The sequence below is a fragment of the Pseudoalteromonas sp. P1-16-1b genome, assembly GCF_001401785.1.
In the GTDB taxonomy this organism is placed as follows: Bacteria; Pseudomonadota; Gammaproteobacteria; order Enterobacterales; family Alteromonadaceae; genus Pseudoalteromonas; species Pseudoalteromonas undina.
Genome location: NZ_LKGQ01000005.1, coordinates 1 through 25,167, shown reverse-complemented (window position 1 = coordinate 25,167; position 25,167 = coordinate 1). Strand labels below are relative to the sequence as shown.

The window sequence follows — 25,167 nt, the reverse complement described above, 5'->3', positions numbered from 1 at the left end:
TACTCTTATTCTGCTTGCGCTAAAAACTGCTGCGCCTGAGGTGCAGTAAAAGGCCAAAATAATTGTTGGCCTTGTTGATTTTTTAAAACCGGAATGCTTATTTGATACTCTAAAATTAATGCGTCATCGCTCATAATATCAATAAGTTGTAATTCATCGGTTGATGAAAGTAACGGTTTTAACAGCTGCTCTGCTTGCTCGCACAAGTGGCAGCCGTCGGTGTGATATAAAATCCACTTAGCCATGTTTAATTAACCAGCTATTATGAATTTTTTTATTTCGTTTAAAGTCAGGAGATAAGGTTTTTTCAGAAATATTTTCTGCTTTTAACCCTAACCCCATCAAGCCAACTTCATCCATTACAAAACCGCGTTTATTATTAGAGAATATTAGCGTACCCGATGGGCTCAATATTTTTTTAACCCAAGTTAACAGCTTAATGTGGTCGTTTTGCACATCAAACGCGTCTTTCATTCGTTTAGAATTTGAAAAAGTAGGCGGATCTAAAAAGATCAGGTCATACTGCCCTTGTGCATACTCTAGCCATTTTAAACAATCTGCTTGCTCAAAACGATAACGTGTATTGCTAATATCGTTAAGCGCAAAGTTATCTTGACCCCACTTTAAGTAGGTTTTAGATAAATCAACGGTAGTAATCGCTTTTGCGCCACCAATGGCTGCATGAACTGAGGCGGTTCCTGTGTATGCAAACAGGTTCAAAAAGCGCTTATCTTTTGCGTTTTCTTGAATGTAACGACGTGCAAGGCGATGATCTAAAAATAGCCCCGTGTCTAAGTAGTCAAATAAATTAACTTTAAACTTAGCACCAAACTCTTCTACTACCATGGTTCTATTTTGCTTAGCCATTGGTGTATATTGCTCTTCACCTTTTTGCTTTTTACGTACTTTTACAGCAATGTTTTCAGGTGCAATATCAAGTTGTTGTGCTGTCAAGCTAATAACATCTTGTAAACGCTTCTCAGAGGTTTTTTCATCAATCTCTTTCGGTGCTGCGTATTCAAAAATAACCGCTGAATCACCATAAATATCAACCGCAACGTTGTATTCAGGAATATCTGCATCGTAAACACGATACGCATGGACTTGATTTTGCTTAAGCCAATTTTTTAAGCCTTGCTTGTTCTTTTTCAGGCGATTAGCAAATGCCATCGAGCCTTCGAAGTTTAAAGCGGGTTTGTCATCAGAGGTAAGGCTGACTTGCTTGTCATCAAGCTGATACAGGTTTAATTCAACATCAAGGGGGCCATTTTTAAATTTATAGCGTTTTTGCTTCACTAATTTAAGTAATTTAAACAGGCTTTCATCCATGCCCAGTAGAGCGAGTTTCCAATGATTAAAGTGCTTTTTAAAACCAACACCTAAGCTACGATGCAAGTTTACAAGTTCAGCCATAGAACCAATACGCTCACCATAAGGTAAGTTAGAAATAACAACACCCGGCAATTTTGCAACGCTCGTCAGTTTTGTCGCATCGCTTTGCTTAAATTTAATCACCGTATCAAGCTCAGCACGCTGCGCATTAGCAATCGCTTTATCAAGTACTTGTGCATCGTAATCATGGCCAATTAGCCATAATTTAGGGTCGGTGATATTCGCTGTAAGCTGCTCTTTAAGTTCTTTGAATTTTGCCACTCTAAAGCTGGGTAAACGCTCAAACGCGAATCCTTCACGGAATAATCCAGGCGCTTCATTACGTGCCATTCCAGCCGCTTCTATTAAAATAGTGCCGGCACCACAACATGGATCGAATAGTGGTTGATTGACATTTTCGAGCCAGCCACTACGTTTTATTATTGCCGCAGCTAAATGCTCTTTTATGGGTGCTTTGCCTTGACCTTGACGGTAACCACGCTCTGATAAACGCGGCCCTGAGTAATCAATATAAAGTGAAACGCCATGACGATTTAAACGTGCAACCACTCGCACATTGGCATCTTGCTTATCTACATTTGGTCGCTGTTCAAATAAATCGTTAAAGTAATCAACAATCGCATCTTTAATTACTAAACCAGAAAACTGGGTATTTTTAAGTGAATCGTTTGTGCCATTAAAATCAACAGCAAAAGTTTGTGTTGGGCCAAACCATTCTTGCCAAGGTTGTAAGCGTGCAAATTTGTACAAGCTGTCTTTGTCATTTACGCCTTCTTTTTCTTCAATAAGCATAAGTACACGCGTAGCAAAGCGTGTAGATAAACACACTTTTTGCGCTAGCAATGAGTCAGCCTCAAAGCGAACAGAACCCACAGTTTGCTTTGACACCGTAGCGCCAAGTTCTGTAAGTTCATCAACCAATAAATTTTCGATTCCGATAGAAGTAAGTGCGATAAATTGCAAAGTAAAAACCCTTAATAGCTAATTGCGCGGGATTATAACATAGGTTTGCGTACAAATACGCCTTAAACAAGTCTCAAAGACTAAATTAGGCTAAGCTGTTTGGCTATCGTACTGTGAGGTAATTAAGGGGTGAACTCGGTTGTTTAAAACGCGGATAACTTCAAACTGGGCAAGTGATAGATTGTCATCTAGTGCAAAGGTTTCACTTAAATTAATGCACACAGAAGCATCTGGACAATGCTCTATAATTAAAAACTCGCCAGTTTGTGATTCTGAGCTTAAATTAATAACCGCTTCAGTACTAGGTGTACTACCAGTATACGGTTTAAAAAACCAACTTTTTGCCAACACTGGTTTTAATTGAAATTTAACTGCCGTTGCATTGAGCGCTATTTGGCATAACTGGGCAGGATTCCATAAATTAAACTGCGCAAGGTAATAATAAACTTGCTCATAAAAGGCTGCATCTTCAAGGCTGAAGTATGGGTTTTCAAAAGCACAATCGGTGAGCTGTCTAAGCTTATAAGGTGTACAAAGTTGCATATCGTCATTTAAATCAAGCAGTAAGCGGTTTTTTTCAGCACACGCTATCCACTGCCATTGCTTTGACGCTTGTAACATTTGCTCCTCCCTACTTAGTACTTAAAAAATAAAATAAGACAATAAGCTTAGAGTATAGCTGCTTTTGACCATTTTTAAAACGTCTTTTTAGAACATTTATCGAACGATCAAAAGCTTACATAACTGATCCTTATAAGTCGTTAATGATCGACTTGACCAATTGCGGCCCTTTGTATATGAAACCGGTATAAACTTGAACTAAATCTGCACCCGCATTAAATTTTTCTTTTGCTGATTTAGCATCATCAATACCACCCACACCAATAATAGGTAACTGATTGTTTGTTAAACGCTTGAGTTCAGAAACAACATGGGTGGAACGCTCCCTAACTGGCGCTCCTGATAAACCGCCTGCCTCATCAGCATACTGCTGACCTTGCACTAAGCTACGCTCTAAGGTGGTATTTGTGGCTATAACACCATCAATTTTATTATTTAACAGTGACTCGCTCACTTGTTCAATTTGAATTGGATCTAGGTCTGGCGCAATTTTCACCAACATAGGCACATGCTTATTATGCTTGGCAATTAAATCAAGCTGTTCGTTTTTCAAGCTTTGTAATAAGTCATCTAATGCTGCGCCATATTGCAGGTCTCGTAAGCCTGGGGTATTGGGTGATGAAATGTTTACAGTGATGTATGATGCATGCTCAAACACTTTACGCATACAGTGAATGTAATCATCTTTACCCTGCTCATTTGGTGTATCTTTATTTTTACCAATATTGATACCTAAAATACCATCGTATTTAGCTGCTTTAACATTGTTAACTAAATTATCAACACCTTTGTTATTAAAGCCCATACGATTAATAATCGCATTTGACTGCGGCAACCTGAATATCCGCGGCTTATCGTTCCCCGCTTGAGGACGCGGTGTTACTGTACCCACTTCTACAAAGCCAAAACCCATTTGAGCGAATGCCTCAATACACTCCGCATTTTTATCAAGACCTGCAGCAAGCCCTACTGGGTTTTTAAATTCGAGGCCTAAAAAGTTCACTGGTTTATTTGCCACGCTTTGTGACCATGCAGCACTTAATGGCGTGTTAGCAAAGCGACGTAAATTATTAAGAGCAAAATCATGGGCCCACTCCGCATCACGGGTAAACATAAAACGGCGAGCTAAATCGTAGAACATGAATATAATCCTCTTAAAATTGTAGACAAAAAAATACCTCAGACAAGGCTGAGGTATTATATAACAAAAACTGTTTAACGATTAGTTTTAATCATTAGCAGTTTGTTACTTTGCTGATGTATCACAGTTGTGACCAAGTAACATGAGCTCTCTTAATGCCACTGAGAACTTAGCAAAATCGTGACTTTGCGATGTTTTAAACTCTGTCAACATTTGCTTCCAACGTTGAAGTAACAGATCTTGACTATCCATCCATTGTTCAATTTGACCATCTACATCACTGCTTTCACCTTCAAAGCTGTTTAATACCACTTCTGACAAGGTGCGTTGCTGCCAATCTAACTCTTCACGATATGATGCACGCGCTAATGCCTGCCAATGGTTAGAAACCGGTTGATTAGTGATTTGATCTAAGAACCAATGTAGTCCCATTTGCGCACCTAATTTAAAGTAAGTGTGCGACACCATATCGATTTTACGATTAGAGTTTTGAGCAATTTGCGTTAAATCCATTACCGAGAACAAGCTTGATAACGACACAATGCGCTGTGCGATATCTGTAGGTACACCGCTTTGTGTTAGTTCTTCACGGGCACTTACAATACGATCGCTTTCTGTTTTAACGATGTATTTAGTTAAGTTTTCACTTAAATCGGCAAATGTTGGTGAGAAAATTTCAATCGCTTGCTCAATTGATTGTGCTTTCGTGCGATGACGAAGGAACCAACGTGTAGCGCGACGAACTGTACGACGTAACTGGTATAACATTTCTGTTTGTACGTTCGATGGTATTTTATTATCTAAATCACTAATAGATAACCATGTTTCACGCATTTGGAAAATTTCACTTGCGATTGAGTAACACAATGCTATTTCAGCTTCGTTAGCACCGGTTTCCTCATTCATACGCACCATAAAGTTTAAGCCCATATCATTAACAATATTATTTGCTAACTTGGTGGCAATAATCTCTTTACGTAGTGGATGATTATCCATAGCATCATTAAACTTCTCACGTAATGGGCGCGGGAATGATTTAACTAATAACTGACGGTAATATGGATTCTCTGTAATCTCATCAGTTACCAAAGACTCTTTGAGTACCATTTTCGCGTAAGAAACTAATACAGATAGCTCAGGGCGTGTTAAATCTTTACCTGCAGCGGCGCGCTCTGCCAACTCTTCATCGGTAGGAATAAACTCTATGGCACGGTCTAACTTGCCGTCTTTTTCAAGTGCATGAATAAAGCGAATTTTTTCTTTAAGCGTTGAGGTTCCTTTAGATTGAGTGATCGATAAAGTGTGCGTTTGACGATAACAGTCTTTAAGTACTAATTCAGACACTTCATCGGTCATTGAATAAAGTAGTTCATCACGTTGCTTACGCGTTAAGTCGCCCTCAGCAACTAAACCATTAAGTAAAATTTTAATATTTACTTCGTTATCTGAACACGCAACACCACCTACGTTATCGATGAAGTCAGTATTTACACGACCGCCTTGAGCTGCAAATTCAATACGACCTAATTGAGTTGCACCTAAGTTACCGCCCTCGCCAAATATTTTAGCACCAAGATCTTTACCATTAATGCGCAGCGCATCATTTGCACGATCTCCAACATCTGCATCGGTTTCTTTAGAATGCTTGATGTAAGTCCCTATACCACCATTCCACAATAAATCATGGTCCATCATTAATGATGCTTTGATCAACTCATTTGGCGTCATGCTGGCTTTTTTAGTGCCTAACATCTTTTTCATTTCAGGCGTAAGCGTAATCGACTTAGCAGCACGCGAGAAAATACCACCACCGCTTGAAATTAGCTCTTTATTGTAATCTTCCCATGATGAACGTGGTAAATTAAATAAACGTTCGCGCTCTGGATAAGAAGCTGCTGCATCTGGGTTTGGATCAACAAAGATATGTAAGTGATTAAACGCCACTTGCAAGCGAATGTGCTTTGATAACAGCATACCGTTACCAAATACGTCACCGGCCATGTCCCCGATAGCTACTGCTGTAAAGTCTGTGGTTTGACAGTTAATATCCATTTCACGGAAGTGACGTTTTACAGACTCCCATGCACCACGAGCCGTAATACCCATCTTCTTATGGTCATAACCTACTGAACCACCTGATGCAAACGCATCACCTAGCCAGAAGTTATATTCGTTTGCGATGCCATTGGCAATATCAGAGAATGTTGCTGTGCCTTTATCCGCTGCTACTACTAGGTACGCATCGTCTTCATCATGGCGTGTAACATCAACAGCAGGTACAATTTCACCACGGTCAATATTGTCTGTGATATCTAATAAACCACGAATGAAGATTTTATAACATTCTTGGCCTTCTTTAATAAACGCTTCACGTTCACTAGGTAGTTGTTTACATACAAATCCACCTTTTGAACCTACCGGTACAATCACGGTATTTTTAACTTGTTGCGCTTTTACTAAGCCAAGTACTTCTGTACGGAAATCTTCACGACGATCTGACCAACGCAATCCACCACGGGCAACTTTACCAAAACGTAAATGCACACCTTCAACACGTGGAGAATAAACAAATATCTCAAACGCTGGCACAGGTAGTGGGACTTCTGGAATTAAACTTGGCTGAATTTTAAGTGAGATGTACGACTTAAATTTGCCTTCAGCATCTTTTTGGAAGTAGTTCGTACGTAATGTAGCAACAATCATATCAACGTATAAACGGATAATACGATCATCATCAAGGTTCGCTACGTTTTCTAACTCTGCATAAATTTCTAAGCCTAGTTTTTCAAGTGTTTTAGCACTTGCAGGGCTTTTTACAGAGAACTTTTTAGAGAATAAGTTAACAATTTTAGCAGCAATATGCGGGTAATTTGCAAAGGTACTTTCAATATACGTTTGCGAGAAAGTAACCCCTATTTGGCGCATGTATTTTGCGTATGCACGTAAAATTGATGATTCACGACCCGTTAAACCACCCATTAACACTAGACGGTTAAAGCCATCGTTTTCTAAACGGTTTGCCCATACACTGGTTAATGCAGCACGAAAACGTGCAGAGATCTTATCAAAATCAGCCATCCCTTTGCTATCAATTAGCATAGAGAAGTCCATGACCCAATTTACGCCACCATCACTGGTTTTAACCGAGTATGGCGTTTCACCTACAACACGTAAACCAAAGTTTTCAAGCATTGGCATAACATCAGATAAATGAATTGGTTCATCTTTATGGAATAAGCTTAAACGCACAATATTGCTGCTTGCTTCTTCTTGTGGACGATAGAACAACATTTCTAACTTGTTATCATCGCTTAGCATTTCTAGCTTTTCAATATCGACCACTGCAGCGCTAGGTAATACTTCTTCTTTGTATGAGCGTGCAAAGGCATTGCAATATTTACGGTTTAATTCATTACCACGGGCCTCACCAGCAGATTCAAGTAAGGCTGATTGTAATTTGTCTTCCCAAGTACGAGCGGCTTCTATTAGGTTGTTTTCTATGTCTTTCACGTTATATTCAATATTGTTGTCGGTCACACGAACAGTGTAATGGGTACGCGCCAGTGTAGACTCAGAGAAATAGGTAGTAAATTCGACTTTAACGTCAGAATTAAATGCGTTAGCTAAAATAGCTTGCGTTTCGCGGCGAAGCGCTGTGTTATAACGCTCACGTGGTACATAAACCATGCATGATAAAAAACGGCCATATGCATCTTTACGAACAAATAAACGACACATGTCGCGTTCTTGTATTTGCAACACGCCCATGGCAACTTCTAGTAACTCATTCTCACGAGCTTGTACCAGTTCGTCACGTGGGTAGGTTTCTAATATATTTAATACGGCTTTGTATGCATGTGTCCCTTTAGCGAAGTCACACATATCCATAATACGATTAATTTTACTTTTAAGAACCGGTACATCAGCAGCGCTATTGTTGTAAAAGTTTGATGAAAACAAACCGATAAAACGATCTTCACCAATAACATTGCCTTTGTCATCAAAACGTTTTACACCCACATAATCTATGTAAGCTGGGCGATGAACGCGAGACAATGAATTAGTTTTAGTTAAAATTAATAGGTTACTACTGCGTGCTTCTTGGCGAGCCACTTCAGGTAACTCAGAAAGCAAACGTGTATGCTCAGCATCAGAGTTTTTCATTAACCCTAAGCTGGTATCCATTTTACCTTTTAATTGATAGTCGCCCTGAACTGGTGAAAGTTCATATTGGCGATAACCCATTAATGTAAAGTTGTCTTTTACTAGCCAATCTAAAAACTCAACGGTTTCATTTATTTCATTGTCATTTTTATCTTTATGGCTTTTTGGCAAGCTTTTGCTTACCGCGATTAATTTTTCGCGAATAGGCTGCCAATCTTCAACCGCAACCGATACATCAACAAGTACTGATTCAAGCTCTTTTTTGAAAGACTCAATAACAGTTGCATCTGTTTGACGGTCAATTTCTATAAAGAATACAGTTTTTGTTGATGTTGATTCTTGCTCTGCTTTTAAGCTTGATAATCCAGATATTTTTTCGTTTTTATCACGTTGAATTTTCAGTGGACTATGAAGAAGTAAGTGAGAGGCGATGTTTTCTCGTGTCATGGCCATACGTACAGAGTCAACTAAAAACGGCATGTCTTTAGCAATGATCTCTACAATGGTATGTGATGACTGCCAGCCATCTTTTGCCACTTCAGGGTTGAAAACGCGAATAACTGCGTCATCTGATGTATTTTTTTCTAGCGAATTCCAAAGGCTGAGTGCAGCACCATATAAGTCACTGTCGTTGCGATTTGCCAAATCCTCTTTAGACATATTGCTGTACAAGGCTTTGGCGAATTTCTCAACGAGTAACACATTATCAGCGCGAACTTTTTTCTGGATAAGCTTACAGACGTTATCTAAAATAACCGAGGCTTGGCCTTCATTTCGTGTCATTGTATGTTCCTTAATCTATCACTGCTAGTTTAGCAGAATATTTGTACAGCCATTTATTAGCGTGGAGTCAGTTAAATTCTAACCCTTTTAAAACTAATAAACAGCCTTTTCGATGAAAACATTTTAAGCATTTCAGCTATTTGGTCATCTATTCACAAAATATAGATATAAATGGCCATTACTGGCCATTTTGGAGCAAATTTATTCACCTTATTTTTTCTGGTCAGTCCAGAGCAAGCTACCAATTGCAGGTAAAAGTAATACAGCACCCAACATATTTACTAAAAACATGAAGGTAAGCAGAATTCCCATATCAACTTGGAACTTCAAATCAGAAAAAATCCACGTACTAACACCAATTGCTAATGTAATACCAGTAAATAACACCGCACTACCACGTTCAACTAATGCATTACGATAAGCAATACTCAATGGCACGTTTTGTTTTAACTGCCCCATCATCGATGACAAAATATAAATACCGTAATCAACACCAATACCTACGCCCAAAGCAATTACTGGTAAGGTTGAAACAGTTAGACCAATCTCAAGCTGAACCATAAGTGCTTGCGCAAGAGTTGAGACTATGTACAAGGGTAATACCACTGCAACAGTCGCTTTTACACTCTTAAAGCTAAGTAAGCATAAAATAATGACCGCACCATAAACATAGAGCATCATAGGGATTTGCGCAGCTGAAACAGACTCATTCGTTGCAGCCATCACACCTACTGGACCTGATGCCAATTTGAAAGCAAGCTTGTCTGTGCCCTCTTCAACAGCAAATTGTTTTACCTTTGCAATCACGTTATCAATAGTTTGTGCTTTATGATCATCTAAAAATATAATCACGGGCATTACTGAACAATCACCGTTTAATAACCCTGTGCTGGTTTCAACGCGAGAGGTTGACTGCACTAAACTGGCAGAATTGCGCGGCAAACTTTGCCACTTTAAATTACCCTCGTTATAACCGGCATTAACTGATTGTGCCACTGAGCTTAGGCTGACCGCTGATTGTACACCAGCTAAATTTTCAACCTTATACTGAAAGCGCGATATACGCTCCATGACGTCATGCTCGGTACACGCAGCAGGATATGCTTCCACAATGACTTTTAAAATATCCGAAGAAATAGTGTATTTGTCCGATATTAAGAAAGTATCTTGGTTGTAACGTGCATCTTGGTGCAATGATGGTGCCCCAGCATGTAAATCACCAATACGCATTTTGTCTGCTTGCCAATAGCCCAGTGCAAATAAAACCAGAGTGAAACCAATAATGATTTTTGCTGTTTTTGGGTCGGTTGCTTTAACCAACAAATCGCGCATTGCATCGAGTATGTTCGGTTTATTAGCATCACCTGATTGAATATGGATGCTGTTTTCAAAGCGCATATACGACGCCCACACTGGCAACAAAATCAGATTAGTAAATATAATCACTGCCACACCTAAACTCGCAGTAATAGCAAGTTCACGAATAATACCGATATCAATGGTTAATAGGGTTAAAAAGCCAACCGTATCAGATAACAACGCAATCCCGCCAGGCACAAGTAAAGCCCTAAAGCTTGATTGGCAACATATTGCTGTAGACTTACCTTCAGCAACCTTTTTACCAATGGCATTAATCATCTGCACACCGTGGCTTACACCAATAGCGAAGACTAAAAATGGCACTAAGATAGACATAGGATCAAGACCGAAGCCTAAGCTAGAAAGCAATCCTAACTGCCAAATTACCGCAATAATTGAACACACAATCGGTAAGATAGTAAGTTTTAAGCTGCCACAAAATAGCCATACCATGACAAAAGTAAACGCAATTGCAATGGCAAAAAATAATACAACCCCTTTTGCGCCCTCGGCTATATCGCCGGCCATTTTTGCAAAACCAATAATATGAATACTGATCTTTTCGGTACTTAGAGGCTCACGAATTTCGCTTTCTAATTTTTTTGCAAAAGCGAGAGTGTCTAATTTTTCTTGTGTTTGCGGATCAGTCTCTAACAGTTGGGCGGTGACCATGGCACACGAATAATCGCTTGCTATCATACGACCCACTACTTTGGCCTTTTCAATGTTCTCTTTAACAATTCCTAAGCCTTGCTTATCGGCTTTAAAGTTGGCTGGTATAATAGGCCCGCCAGCAAAGCCATCTTCAACGACTTCAACAAAGCGAGCACTAGGTGAAAAAATTGAATTTACTAAGGGACGATTTACTCCTGGAATAAAGTAAAGTTGGTCATGCACAGCTTTTAATTGAGTAAAAAATTCAGGGTTAAAAATATCACCACTGTCATCACATACTGAAATTAAAATACTATTAGCGCCACCAAACTGTTTTTCATGTTTGGTGTACACCTTCATATAATCATGGTTAAGCGGAATATTTTTATTAAATGACGCATCAAGCTGAATCTGCGTTGCTTTAAAAACCAATAAACAGGTGATCAACACAAAACTTATGAGCACCACTAAGCGGTGTCTAAAAATCGCTTTTTCTAAAAAATCTAAAATTGCTTGCATTAAGGGGTCAACTCCTTCACTTTAATGCCGTTTTCTGTTGCCATGATCAGTTTATCTTTAACAATCACGCCATCAAGAATCGCTTTACCATCAGCCAACTGCTCGTACGACAACACATCATCTTTAAGGTGAAAAATAACACCGCTATTAGCCAATAATAGCCATTGTTTATTATTATAATTAATGATGCTATTTACAGTAGCTGTTTTATCATTGTCTAAGTGCTGCCAGTGCTGACTGTCGGTTTTATTTAGGAAAATATTACCACGTAACCCCGCAACAATTTGTTGCGATGAATCTGAAGCAAATCCAAAAAATGAACCAGGGTAAATTTCATCTAAACGTTGCCATGTTTGGCCATCGTCATCACTTTTTGCCATTAAGCCCATCTCACCGACCAGCATTAAACCCGAACTAGTCGGTTCAATGCGATTAAAGTGAGGTAATATAGACGAGGTTTCTATTTCGTAACCCTCAGGATCGGTTTGTTTTAAATCATTTAAATAATCTCTATCTTCACTAAATAACAGTGAATCTAAAAAGCGTTTTTGCCAATGTTTTCCGCCATCACTTGTTTGATAAAACATACCGTAAGCGCCAACCGCATAGCCATTTAAGTCATCTTTAAAATAAATATCTAAACAGGGTTTATCTAAACTTGGTTTTGCTTGTTGTAACTGCCAGTTTTCACCACCATCGGTGGTATTAATAATTGTGGCGTCATGTCCACATGCCCAGCCATTAGAATCATTAGTAAATTCAACCGCTGTTAGTAATACTTGTGTAGGTACCAATTTCGCTTGTTGCCAATCGCTACCATCAATACTTTTAATGACCGTCCCATGTTTACCTACAGCAATAAGCCCTGCTGAAGTTTGGGTAATATCGGTAAGGAGTGTTTTATCTGCATTAATTGCGCTAATCGCACTTTGAGGTGCGTCTTGTGCAAAACTCGCACCGCTTAGGATCAGGCTGGCATAGACCAAATACTTCATAAATTAAATTCGCCTTGAACTGAGGATTTGTTTGTCTGTTATAAAGAGGAAAACCTGTGCGTTAATAGACAAACGCGATGTGAAAGAAAAAAGGCACCTAGGAAACTAGGTGCCTGCTTTTATACTATCTGCCAGCGCGACGTAAAGCGCTCGATGTAAACTCATTGTCATTAAATGACTGAGAAAAGTCATACATCTTTTCTTGGTTATCTAGACCAATGGCTAAGTAGCGACGTGAATTAAGATCGTGGTATACCTCAAGCGTACTCCACTGTGTCGGTACTTCATAGTAGTTAAGACCATAAGCCATTGCTACACGATAAAGTTGGTCACGATTATCGTAAATATCGGTAACATGAACTTGCCAACTGTCTTCGTCAATGTAGAAAACACGTTTTTTGTAAATATGACGGGTGTCATCTTTTAAGTTTGCTTCAACAACCCATACACGGTGTTTTTCGTAACGTGTATGCTCAGGGTTGATATGGCCAGGCTTTAAAATATCATCATAAGTTAGCTTGTCGCTGTGAAGCTTGTAGCTATTATATGGGATGTAAAGCTCTTGCTTACCTTTTAGCGTCCAGTTATAACGATTTGGCGAGCCATTGAACATATCAAAGTCATCAGTTGTACGTAAGCTATCTGCTGCTGTACCCGGTGCATCGTATGCTACATTAGGTGCACGACGCACACGGCGCTGACCTGAATTGTACGTCCACGCTTGGCGCGGCGTTAAAATTTGGTCCATAGTTTCATGCACCAATAACGCGGTCCCTGCCAAACGGGCTGGCTCTGTCACTTGCTGTTTAAACTTAAACAAAATATTAGAATCTTGTAGTTCAGCCGGAGTAGCACTTGGATCTGAATACTTAACTAATAACTGCTCATCAAAACCAACATAGTTATATGAACCCGATGCCGTCGGTGCTGCCTGACCACCAAAACGCTCAATAGACTGACCACGATAACGCAGTAAATGGTTCCAAATTGCTTCTAAACCCGTTTTAGGGATTGGAAATGGAATACCAATAGCTGTACTTTTAATACCATTTCCGCCTTCAACTAATTCAGCAGACGTTGCAAACTTTTTGGTTGCATCGTACACAAATTGTGGAAAAGACGCAGAACGACGGGTTTCATACACTGGCATTTTAAACGTATCTGGGTACGCTTCAAATAACGCGATTTGTCCTGGGCTTAAGTTTTCTTTGTATTTATCAATATTACTTTTATCAATAGTGAATAATACTTTATCGGTTGCATAAGGGTCTAAGTGGTGCATACCCGGTTCATAACCTGCTGGAGCAGCAGTAATACCGCCATTCCATGCTGGGATTGAGCCATCAGCATTCGCTGCTTTTTCCGCACCAATTGGACTTAAGTCTTTACCAAGGCGCGCAGCTTCTTCTGGGCTAATTTTAGCCAGCGCTGCGTGGCTTGCAAACAAACTACAAAACGCTGTAGCAATGAGGGTAGGTTTTTTAATCATAATAATGTTACCCCTAGATAGAATATTTTAAGTTAAAAGAAACGTAATCTCGGTCAGAGAAAGTGTTGGTGTCGCCACCACCCCAAAATGAGTTGTAACTTACATCCAAAGACCATGCATTTTGGTAATTAAAGCTCATGGTAGCACCTAGCGACTTACGATCTTCAATGAATAAGAACATTGGATCCGGCGTATTACCATTTACATCATGCGAAAATACAAAACGTGGTGAAAAGTTAATACCGTTGTAAAGGTTAAAGTAGTCACCTTTAGCAATTAGGCGATAGCCCCATGATGAAGCCGTAGCAAACGATTTTTGCTCAGGGCCATTTGATAACGCCATGTGTAATGCAGAGTAATCTGAACTACCAGGGCCTTGCATAATACCGCTTCGACCAGTACCAGACACATTCAAGCGCATTTCATCGTATTCAGGCATATTGTTGATACGAACACCACCAATTTCACCCACCACAGCCCAACTATCAGCACCTAATGACGGGCCAAATAAATGCGTTGCCGTAAACTGTAATTGTGATGTATTGCGCTCAATATAACCTTTGGCTAATTCACCAGGGCCAACAACACTTGCAGCATCGCCCTTACTCATTTGCGAAATACCTGCAAACTCAGGACGTAAACCCGCAATAGCTAATTGTTCAGGCATTGCTGCATAAAGTAATTCTACGTCATCGATTTGTAGCGGTTCGTCTTCACGAAAAGTAAACTCACCAGCAAACGCTGTTTCACCAAGTGAAGTGTTAAAGCTTAAACCGTAAAGTTTAATATCTTCAGGGTACTCGTTAGTTGCTTTAGCAAATGCTTTTAAATCAGATACGTTATCAGAGGTAATTTCTGTGGTAGCAATCATCGCTAAATCTTGTTGTATTGATGCTTGCGTGAAGTTAGATACGCGACCTGAAATAAGTGGACGACGGCTATGGTAATTTACATGGTAAAGTGCCACTTCTGTATCGTTCCACTCGGGTAAGAACATGCCTAAGCGTAAACCATATTGGCCGCCATCATCTGGCTCTGTTTTGCCATCGTAGCCTTTGCCTTTTAGCGCGACCTTGGTCGGGTACGCTAAGTACATATTTGCCAATAGCTCTTGGCCAGCTGAGCTTGATGGGTCAATACCTTGGCTCGCAGCCACTTGGCCATAAGTTGCCATTAGATTGTTTAAACTATTGGTTAAAAATGCTAAATCAATATCAGGATTTGAGGTAAAACCTAGCTGAACGTTTTGTTGATAACCATTTTCTGCAGCAAAATCATTGGTAGAAAAATAAGTCCCTGCTGCTGGTAGGCGAGTTTCATGCCATTGATACTGATAAAAACCTTCTAAGGTGATGTTTTCAGTAAGCCCTAGCGATGCCCACAACATACCAACTGGAATAAACGCTTCTTTTAGTTCAGCCCCTGGAGCTTTCAAACGGTCAATATCAACCGGGTTTACGTTAATACCATGAGAAATTAACGTACTTTCACCCCAGTTTACTACTTGTTGACCCAAGCGAATTGACAGTGGATTATAACCATCGTTTAAATCAAAGTTCGCCCATACGTAGGCATCAAGTAAACGAAGGTCTGCACAACTTTGCTCTTTAGTATCATCATCATCACAAGGATCTACACCTTGCCCTGATGTTGGATTAACATAAGCACGATCGCCGTCCATTAATTCAAAATCATAAAAATACATAAAACGGGTAAATAAGCCGTAGTTATCTTTACTTATTGAAAGGTCATGCGTGCCCTTCAATAGTTTTGAGAAAGACTCGCCGCTATTAAAGTTTAAATCACCGGCATCGCCATTGTTCGAGTAAGAGCCCGGTTGAGCCCAAACATCTTGTGATGAATAAATCGGATTGACACCTGGGTTATAGCCAGTCCAATCGAAAGATGGGTTATTACTTTTACCTATGATGTTAAAGTCACGGTCTTCAACACGAATACTTTGGCCATAAGAAAAAGTAGAATCGAAGGCGATATCAAAACCACCTACCTCAAATGTTGCAGCCTGTGTCTGTGCTGCAGATAAACCGATAGCCGCAGCTGTTAAGCCGAGTACTATTTTATTTTTAACAAAAAGCGATCTTCTTATCATTTTGGTTCCCCCCTGTCGCGGGTATTTTTTGTGTGATCAAGTTATTGTTTTTAGTGTAATCGTAACGATAGAAGCGAATTAAACAAATTACAAATGGTCGCCTTCAATCAGTTATAAGTTTTTTATTTGTTCGACGTTTACGTATTGGTAAGACGTCATACCAGATAATTTATACACGTAAATTAACAATAGGACAAATCGAAATTAACAAAAAGGCAATATTTGTGTATATCTATATCATAAAAAACAATAGCTAGGCTACTCGTTCGAGACGGATGAACTTGTTTTCATTACTTAAAATAAGTCTAAATCGACCTCGGATCCCTAAACTCGAAATAAAAGGTCGAAGATAATGAGCAGAAAAACGAATTGTTTTACCGCTATCAGCTGTCACTTGGATAGAGCTATACCGTCCATGGTAATAATCCATGCACTTTGTATAGCTCAAATTCATACTAAAATAATGTTCTATCATGATTTACTGTAAGGCTTTTTCAACCTTTTCAAATAAGTCGTCACTTAACCCTTCTAAGTTAGCTAATCGCTCTAGTTGAGCCCTCATTGCAGTTGCACGCCTTTCGTCATAGCGACGCCACGACATAAACGGCGTTAACATTCGAGATGCATTTTGCGGGTTAATCGCATTAAGCTTAATCAATAAATCGCCAAGTAATGTATAGCCCTTGCCATCTAAACGATGAAACTGTGCCGTATTAAAATGAGAAAAGCTGCCCACTAATGCACGTACTCGGTTTGGATTCGAAAAATCAAAGCAAGGATGCGAGTACAAGGCTTTTATTTTCTCGATAGCATCTTCAGCAGAGTTCATTGCTTGCAAAGCAAACCACTTATCCATTACTAATACATCATGGCGCCATTGAGCGTCAAAATGCTCGAGCAATTGATCTGACAATGGGTGAGCTGCTTTAACCGCACTGCTTAATGCACCGAGTACATTGGTCATATTTGTTGAAGATGCAGCCTGCTCAATTAAACTTGCCGCATCAACACTGTCGGTTTTTGCCAAGTAATGAAGACAAAGCTGTTTCAACGCACGTATTGCAACCGCTTGGGCACTCACACTACCATCATCAATGATTGCCTGGTAACAACTTAAAAACTCACTGTGCAATTGTGTGGCTATTTGCTGTTCAAATAACTCAATGTTTGCCGTTATCTGATCTACCGGTATTATTTCAAATTCAGCAGCTAAGGTATCAAAACTTGGTAACTTCAACAGTTCAGCAATCAATGCTAAATCACCCTCACGTTGAGATAGCAATGTGCGAAGTGCATCAACCACCTCCTCACTCAATGGAGTTTTACTTGCTGAAGTAACATTGGCTTTAAGAGCGTTAATAAATAACTGCTGTTGTGCATCCCAGCGTGAAAAATCGCTACGCGCAAAACGCATAATATGCAGTAAATCCGCTTCACTAATAGATTGATTTAAAATACATGGGGCTGAAAAATCTTCGAGCAATACAGCGGTTGGATTACTGTGAATATTATCAAAGTAAAATGTTTGCGAGCTATTAGTTACATCCAACACATTATCAAGCTGTTTTCCTTGGTATTGCAATGTAATACTTTGCCCCTGAGAGTCTAAAAGCTCAATAGCAAAAGGGATATGTAACATTGCATTATCAGGCTGGTTCGCTGGCGTAAGCTGCTCTACGGTAAGCGAGAATATTTGCGAAGCTTCATCATACTTTTTAGTTACGTTTAGGCGAGGCGTACCACAATGATTATACCAACGCTTAAATTGTGATAAATCAATGGATGATGCATCACTCATTGCTGCAACAAAATCATCACACGTCACCGCTTGCCCATCATGGCGTTCAAAGTACAAAGCCATGCCTTTTTGAAAGTTTTGCTCACCTAAAAGGGTATGCATCATGCGAATTACTTCTGCCCCTTTGTCATATACAGTCACAGTGTAAAAGTTATTCATTTCAATCACTTTTTCTGGACGTATCGGATGAGCCATAGGGCCTGCATCTTCACTAAACTGATGAGTACGCATCACTTTTACAGCATCAATTCTATTAAACGCACGAGAGCCTAAATCACTACTAAATTCTTGATCTCGAAATACCGTCAAGCCTTCTTTTAAAGACAATTGAAACCAGTCACGGCAAGTTACACGATTTCCGGTCCAGTTATGAAAGTACTCATGGCCAACAATAGACTCAATGGTGTGGTAATCTTTATCGGTTGCCGTTTCTTGATTCGCCAACACGCATTTACTGTTAAAAATGTTTAAGCCTTTATTTTCCATTGCTCCCATATTGAAAAAATCAACGGCAACAATCATGTAAATATCAAGGTCGTACTCTAAATTAAAGCGAGTTTCATCCCAAGCCATCGCTTTTTTAAGCGAAGTCATGGCATGCTCTGTTTTTGGTAAATTTCCTTTATCAACAAATAACGCTAAGGTGACGTCTTTACCACTACGTGTTGTGTATTTGTCGTGTAAAACATCAAAGTCCCCAGCTACTAAGGCAAACAAATAGCTAGGCTTTTTGAATGGGTCTTGCCATTTTACAAAATGGCGTCCATCTTGCGTTTCACCGCTATCAACTTGATTACCATTTGAAAGTAAATGTGGGAATATTGTATCTGCAATTATAGTGACATCAAAAGTAGAAAGGACATCAGGACGGTCCATATAGTAGGTTATTTTTCTAAACCCTTGTGCTTCACATTGGGTACAGTAAGCCCCGCCCGATAAGTACAACCCCTCAAGTGAAGTATTGGTTTGCGGTGATGTTTGCGTCACTATACTTAGCTGACACTCATCAGGTAGATTATTAATGATTAATTGCTGATTTATAATTTTATAATCTGTGAGCTCCTCACCCTCTACCGACAATGAGATCAAAGTTAAGTCAATGCCATCTAATACCAGTGGTGCATTTGAATCGCCAACGCGCTTAAGTGTTAATAAAGCATTTACCTGAGTTTGTAATGGCTGTAAATCAAACGTCAGCTCAGTGTGTTCGATTGAAAAATGGGGGGCTTGGTAGTCTTTTAGATATTCTGCTTGAGGTTTTTGTAGTTCAGTCATGTTCACTCCAAAAAAATAGCCCCTTTTAGTGATAAAAGGAGCTACTTAAATTAAGCCGTTTGTTTAGGTTTAATACGTAGTATCTTAATTCCTAAGTAAGCGTAAATCACGGCTAAGAAAGGATTTATAAGGTTAAAGAAAGCATAAAGCGCATAGTCAAACGGATTGATTAATAAAACACTTTGCATATACGCACCACACGTATTCCACGGTATCAGTGGGCTAGTAATTGTACCGCCATCTTCTAGAGTACGTGATAAGTTAACAGGCTTTAAGCCCCGCTTTTTGTATTCTTCTTTAAACATCCGCCCAGGTACCACAATGGCAATATACTGATCGGCAGCAATAACATTGGTACCAATACACGTTGCAATAGTGGAGGCGATAAGAGAGCCAGTGCTTTTTGCTATTTTTAGAATACTTTTAACAAATATATCAAGTAGACCCGTCTTTTCCATAATTGCACCAAACATCAGTGCTGTCATGATCAACCATGTGGTTGTTAGCATGCCAGACATACCGCCGCCGCTCAGTAACGAGTCCATTTTCGCATCGCCCGTGTTAATCGTGAAGCCATCAAAAAAGGTGGTCCAAACCAGTTTAAAGTAACCGACAAACTCACCCTGAGTCATGTCTATTTGGCTAGCAATTAAGTCCGATTGAAATAGCATAGCCCACACCGCGCCGATCACAGCACCAATAGAAATGGCGGGAAACGCTGGCATTTTTCGAATAGCAAGTACGAGTAATACAATTAACGGCACCAACATTTCTAAGCCAATGTTAAAGTTTTGCTGAAGAATTGCAGTTATTTGGTCTATTTGACCAGCCTCTCCCGCTGCTGTCGCGTTAAAGCCCATGAAAACAAAGATGATTAATGCAATTACAAAGCTAGGTACTGTAGTCCAAAGCATATGATGAATATGTTCAAACAAATCTGCACCAGCAACGGCTGGAGCTAAATTGGTTGTTTCAGATAATGGACTTAGCTTATCGCCAAAATAAGCGCCTGATATTACAGCACCCGCGGTAACTGTCGGCTCTAAACCCAGTCCTGAAGCAACACCGAGTAACGCAACACCTATAGTTGCTGCTGTAGTCCATGAACTACCAATACTCATTGCTACAATGCCACAAATTAAACAACTCGCGGCGTAAAACCAGCTGGGATTGATAATTTGTAGACCGTAATAAATTAATGTCGGAACGGTTCCTGATAATAGCCAAGTTCCGATTAATGCCCCTACCATGAGTAAGATTAAAATCGCACTAAGAGATAAGGTGATCCCCTCAATCATTGCATCTTCTAATTTCTTCCATGTGTAGCCATTTTTTAAACCAATTAACGCCGCAGCGAATGTTGCAAACAACAAGGCAATTTGATTGGGACCTGACGATGAGTCATCACCAAATAAGTACACAGCGGCACCTAATAAACAAATTAATACAGCAATTGGGATGAGTGCATCAAAAAACGAGGCACTTTTTAGTGGTTTTTCTTCAATTGGCTTCAAAATATAGACTCCTACACACATTCGATGCATGTTGATTATTTTTATTAGCACGTACGCGCATTTATTGAGCACTATTGATCTAGCTCAACTTTTGGTAATCCGCGATTATAACAATTTAGCAAATTATCGATAGTAAAAAAGGCGCCTAGGCGCCTTTTTTTTTACAAAGTGAAGCTGAATTTAGCGCTTAGCTACGCGACCATATTTGATATAATCTTGCGTAATAAGAGCTGCTTCTTCAAGAAACGGGTCAAGCTCTTCAATCACCTCAGGCACATCATCCAAGTTTTCAACAGGTTGTTTGCCTAAACGCTTTAAACGCTCGTTAGTGCGTGCTAGTGCTCGCGCTTCATTTTCTTCTTTTTCTTTAATGCGCTTTTTCTCGACTAAAGAAATTGTTTTACGATCTTTTTCTTCGTTGTAACGAGCGATATCCTCAAACACATAATTAAATTCAGGTTCAGTTTTAATTCGCTCATTGTGCTGTTTTTCAAGCACATTTATAACAGGGTTTAAACGCCCTATTTGCTTATACGTTGCTTGTACTATGCTATCCCATGGTAGTGCATTATCTTGCTTACTTTCCCCCCACTCTGCAGGGTCAATAGCCGATGGGAACGTAATATCTGGGATCACCCCTTTGTGCTGTGTACTACCACCATTAATGCGGTAAAACTTTGCAATTGTATATTGCACACTACCTAATGGATTATCGTATAAGTCATAAGCACGCGCTAAACCTTTATGCTGCTGCACGGTCCCTTTACCAAAGGTTTGCTCACCAATGATAACGGCGCGGCCATAATCTTGCATAGCTGCGGCAAAAATTTCAGACGCGGATGCGCTGTATCTATCAACAAGCACTGTGAGTGGGCCATCATAATAAGTAATGCCGTCACGATCTTTTTGCTCTTCAATACGGTTGTTTAAAGTATGAATTTGTACTACTGGACCTTGATCAAAAAACAAACCTGATAACTGCGTAGCTTCATATAATGAACCGCCGCCATTTTGACGTAAATCAATAATAATTCCGTCTACGTTTTGTTCTTTGAGTTTAGCCAGCTCAACTTTTACATCTTTAGATAAGTTATTGTAAAAACCAGGGATTTCTATTACACCAATTTTGCTGGTTAAATCAGAATAACTGGCTTCAAACACTTCTGATTTGGCAGCTCTGTCTTCTAGACGAATTTTATCACGGGTAATTTCAACCACTTTTGGCGTACCGTGAGCATCTGCACCCTTTAGGTATTGCAAACGCACTTTAGTACCCTTAGGACCTTTTATTAAATCAACCACATCATCTAAACGCCAGCCAATTACATCAACAAACTCTTCGCCATCTTGAGCCACACCAATAATGCGGTCATCGGCTTTAATTTGCTCAGATTTGTCTGCCGGGCCTCCAGGCACTAAACTACGAATTACCGTGTAGTCTTCATCAGGCGTTAATACTGCACCAATCCCTTCAAGCTCAAGATCCATATCCATTTTGAACTGTTCTGCACGACGTGGAGATAAGTATGAAGTATGTGCTTCAATACTACGTGCAAGTGAATTCATTACAATTTGAAATGCATCTTCAGATTTTGATTGTACAAGACGCTTCTCTGCATTTTTATAACGCTTGGTTAAAACGTCTTTTATGCCAGGCCAATCTTTACCTGTCATTTTTAACCGTAATGCATCATATTTTACTCGCTCGCGCCAAATTTCATCTAATTCAGCTTGCGTGGTCGCCCATGGAGCATCTTCACGGTCATAAAAATATTCATCTTCAGTGTCAAACGTCATTTCATTTTCAAGTAGTGAAAGCGAGAATTCGTAACGTTCAAAACGACGTTTAAGGCTTAAGTTGAAAATATCAAATGTAAAGCCTAACTTGCCGCTAATAAGCGCGTTATCGAAACGCTCACGATATTGCTCAAAAGAGTCAATATCGCTTTTCAAAAACACGCTTTTATTAAAATCAAGGGATTCGATGTAACGATCAAACACTTTACTTGAAAGCTCATCGTTAAATCGAACAGGTGTGTAATGCGAACGAGTAAATAGATTAGCCACTCGTTTACTGGCTGTACCGTGCTGACTTTCTTGCTTGAGCAAAGGTAAGTCTTCTAATGTTACCGGCTCTACTGCAGCCAATAATGAACCTGAAAACAGCGCAGCAACTAACGGAATGAGCGTAAACTTTTTACTCATACACAACTCCTTAATTTTTTTCGCAACTTAAATGATGTATAAGCTGTCGGCTTTGGTTTTTACTTGCATACCGGTCACTAATTCAACGTGAACATCGTCTTTGTTTACTTCAGTGATTACTGCATTAACAAGTGCTTGGCCAAGTTTAACTTTAACCTTGTTATTAACCTTGACCTCGCCTGCTGGTAAAGGTTCAACTTTTCCTGAACGCTTAGGCGCAGCGGCTTTTGCAGGCTTTGCTGCAGCCGATGAATTTTTAGCCGCGTTAGCTGGTTTCTTTTTGAAAGATTTTGCTTCTGAATCTTGACGAGGGCGTTGCTGCTTTTTACGCTTTGCCATTTTAGCACGGCTTTCTTCCAACGCTTTTTGTGCGTGGTCAATATGCTCTTGCTCAACTTTTTCGCCTTGATTTCCGTCAAGATCGATTCTAAATTCAGATTTAGTAACCGCTTCAAGGTAGCGCCAGTTAGATGTGTATTTTCTAAGTGCTTGACGAACTTGTGTCTTACTAACTTTTTCAGAGCCTTCAATACGCTCAGCGATATCTTTAAAAATACCTACTTTAAGCGGCTGAATGCCCTCTTTTTGTTTAAAACATTGTGGAAATTCTTGATATAAGAACTCCAATACTTCATTAATATCTTTTAGCTTGTTTGTGGTTTCCATTTTAGAACCTATTTAATCACATCTTTTCATCAAGGGCAGAATCAACATAGTGGATACACCAATCGGCTAACTCTTCAAAGTCAGCTTCAATCACAGCCATATCACCACGTAAATGTTCCCAAATACCATTTATAATTTCATCAATTGAATCACAGTCTAAATCATCAGGTAGACGATCCCATGCCATGTGAATCAAATCATTGAGCGTTTCCGCTACATGTTCTTCATCCCCTTCCCAATCACCAACATCTTGAACGGCAAAAAGGTAGTCTTGAACATTTAGCAAGTCTTTCATTACAGGCTAGCCTCTAAGCATTTTACAAGTGCTTCAAGCCCTGCTTGGTCATCAGTATCAAATCGGCCAATACTTGGGCTATCTATGTCTAGTACCGCAAATACAGATCCATTTTTCATGATAGGTACAACTATCTCAGAATTTGATGCTGCATCACAGGCTATATGACCGTCAAAAGCATGCACATCTGAAATTAATTGGGTTTGCTCGGTCGCCGCAGCAGTGCCACATACCCCTTTTCCTACTGGAATACGAATACAAGCTGGATTGCCTTGAAATGGACCAAGTACCAATTCTGATGGTGAATCCATAAAATAAAAGCCCGCCCAATTCACATCTTCTAAAGAGGTAAATAACAGCGCGCTTATATTTGCCATATTGGCAATTATGTTTGATTCACCGCCTATCAGCGATTCAGTTTGCTTAACTAATGACTGGTAAAAATCGTGCTTTTGCATACCAAACTACTTCTTATTAAACATACAGTAGCTAAAGGTACTCTTTGTCACTAAAAATTGAAACCTTTTGCGGGTAAAAAAAAGGAAATTACATGGTTTTACGACACACTTGATTAAATATTCCGCAATTAACTTTGTACCGATTTACGCAGGCCGAATAAAAACAGTCCAGCGGCAAACCCTGACATCACACTATTGATTAAAAAGATCTCGCCTGTAGTGGCGCTCAAAAGATAACTAAAAATAGCGCCACCCAGCAAGCCCAGTGTTAATACTCCAGAATAATTTACCTTAGAATACTTAAACATAAGTAAATAACCCGGCACTACAAATGCGGCCATAGTTAAACCCACTATGTGCGCGTTAGCAATAGCGGTCATTAATAGTCCTAAAAAAATAGAAACAGCGTCACCGCGCATAGTCAATGCGTAGTAAATCCCCAACATACTGCCAATAATAACGGGAGATAATAATGAAAGTGCGACACTTTTTGCGAGTTGATGTTTCATTGTAAGATCCTTAACAAAAACATAAATCTTTAATTTCTAAGCATGCACTAAGAGCCAAAGCTTATAAATAGAGACTATGGTCGTATTTTTTAACTGAATATGCTTGGTTTTGAAAAAGGTATAGCGAATATGAGGCACAAAAAAGCCCGCAAATAGCGGGCTTATCTGATAATGGTGGAGAGATAGGGATTTGAACCCTAGAGGGGCTATAAACCCCTGCCGGTTTTCAAGACCGGTGCATTCGACCACTCTGCCAT

18 protein-coding genes are annotated in these 25,167 nt (G+C 39.6%); all 18 read right to left on the bottom strand.

The genetic code is table 11. From position 1 onward, the window contains the following. Positions 1-5 precede the first annotated feature (5 nt). On the bottom strand, positions 6-245 hold the full coding sequence (locus AN392_RS05400) for a glutaredoxin family protein (protein WP_008112065.1): 240 nt from the start codon (positions 243-245) through the stop codon (positions 6-8). Then, complete coding sequence (gene rlmKL / locus AN392_RS05395; protein WP_055012084.1) at positions 238-2,355, bottom strand: bifunctional 23S rRNA (guanine(2069)-N(7))-methyltransferase RlmK/23S rRNA (guanine(2445)-N(2))-methyltransferase RlmL; 2,118 nt, start codon at positions 2,353-2,355, stop codon at positions 238-240. The genes AN392_RS05400 and rlmKL overlap by 8 nt, the downstream gene beginning before the upstream one ends. Positions 2,356-2,445: 90 nt before the next feature. Further along, positions 2,446-2,976 carry a cell division protein ZapC gene (locus AN392_RS05390; protein WP_054201007.1) on the bottom strand — a complete coding sequence of 177 codons (531 nt, stop codon included), beginning with the start codon at positions 2,974-2,976 and terminating at the stop codon, positions 2,446-2,448. Positions 2,977-3,106: 130 nt separating this feature from the next. Then, a complete protein-coding gene (gene pyrD / locus AN392_RS05385; protein WP_010390146.1) occupies positions 3,107-4,117 on the bottom strand; it encodes a quinone-dependent dihydroorotate dehydrogenase in 1,011 nt (336 codons plus the stop codon). Positions 4,118-4,222: 105 nt separating this feature from the next. After that, a complete protein-coding gene (locus AN392_RS05380) occupies positions 4,223-9,064 on the bottom strand; it encodes an NAD-glutamate dehydrogenase (RefSeq protein WP_055012083.1) in 4,842 nt (1,613 codons plus the stop codon). A gap of 210 nt (positions 9,065-9,274) precedes the next feature. After that, positions 9,275-11,596 carry an RND family transporter gene (locus AN392_RS05375; RefSeq protein WP_055012082.1) on the bottom strand — a complete coding sequence of 774 codons (2,322 nt, stop codon included), beginning with the start codon at positions 11,594-11,596 and terminating at the stop codon, positions 9,275-9,277. Further along, positions 11,596-12,591, bottom strand: a complete 996-nt coding sequence (locus AN392_RS05370; protein WP_054201009.1) for a YCF48-related protein — start codon at positions 12,589-12,591, stop codon at positions 11,596-11,598. The genes AN392_RS05375 and AN392_RS05370 overlap by 1 nt, the downstream gene beginning before the upstream one ends. A gap of 124 nt (positions 12,592-12,715) precedes the next feature. Next, positions 12,716-14,080 carry a DUF1329 domain-containing protein gene (locus tag AN392_RS05365; RefSeq protein ID WP_010390152.1) on the bottom strand — a complete coding sequence of 455 codons (1,365 nt, stop codon included), beginning with the start codon at positions 14,078-14,080 and terminating at the stop codon, positions 12,716-12,718. Between the two features lie 13 nt (positions 14,081-14,093). Further along, on the bottom strand, positions 14,094-16,190 hold the full coding sequence (locus tag AN392_RS05360; RefSeq protein WP_054201010.1) for a DUF1302 domain-containing protein: 2,097 nt from the start codon (positions 16,188-16,190) through the stop codon (positions 14,094-14,096). Between the two features lie 253 nt (positions 16,191-16,443). Beyond that, complete coding sequence (locus AN392_RS18405; RefSeq protein ID WP_010390154.1) at positions 16,444-16,665, bottom strand: DUF2835 domain-containing protein; 222 nt, start codon at positions 16,663-16,665, stop codon at positions 16,444-16,446. A 3-nt stretch (positions 16,666-16,668) separates the two neighbouring features. Beyond that, complete coding sequence (pepN, locus tag AN392_RS05355) at positions 16,669-19,263, bottom strand: aminopeptidase N (RefSeq protein WP_055012081.1); 2,595 nt, start codon at positions 19,261-19,263, stop codon at positions 16,669-16,671. Positions 19,264-19,313: 50 nt separating this feature from the next. After that, a complete protein-coding gene (gene nhaC, locus AN392_RS05350; protein ID WP_041709519.1) occupies positions 19,314-20,798 on the bottom strand; it encodes a Na+/H+ antiporter NhaC in 1,485 nt (494 codons plus the stop codon). A gap of 159 nt (positions 20,799-20,957) precedes the next feature. Further along, positions 20,958-22,982 carry a carboxy terminal-processing peptidase gene (prc, locus tag AN392_RS05345; RefSeq protein WP_010390159.1) on the bottom strand — a complete coding sequence of 675 codons (2,025 nt, stop codon included), beginning with the start codon at positions 22,980-22,982 and terminating at the stop codon, positions 20,958-20,960. A gap of 27 nt (positions 22,983-23,009) precedes the next feature. Next, complete coding sequence (proQ, locus tag AN392_RS05340; RefSeq protein ID WP_010390161.1) at positions 23,010-23,648, bottom strand: RNA chaperone ProQ; 639 nt, start codon at positions 23,646-23,648, stop codon at positions 23,010-23,012. A 16-nt stretch (positions 23,649-23,664) separates the two neighbouring features. Beyond that, positions 23,665-23,943: a hypothetical protein gene (locus tag AN392_RS05335; protein ID WP_010390163.1), complete on the bottom strand. Its 279-nt coding sequence runs from the start codon at positions 23,941-23,943 to the stop codon at positions 23,665-23,667. Further along, the gene (locus tag AN392_RS05330) at positions 23,943-24,401 is read right to left on the bottom strand and encodes a GAF domain-containing protein (protein WP_054201014.1); all 459 of its coding nucleotides are present in this window, start codon (positions 24,399-24,401) and stop codon (positions 23,943-23,945) included. Before AN392_RS05330 ends, AN392_RS05335 begins: the two co-directional genes overlap by 1 nt. 128 nt (positions 24,402-24,529) lie before the next feature. Continuing rightward, positions 24,530-24,910 carry a hypothetical protein gene (locus AN392_RS05325; RefSeq protein WP_008112036.1) on the bottom strand — a complete coding sequence of 127 codons (381 nt, stop codon included), beginning with the start codon at positions 24,908-24,910 and terminating at the stop codon, positions 24,530-24,532. A gap of 36 nt (positions 24,911-24,946) precedes the next feature. Then, positions 24,947-25,167: hypothetical protein (locus AN392_RS18705; RefSeq protein WP_235575574.1), on the bottom strand; the 221-nt coding region annotated here is incomplete at its 5' end.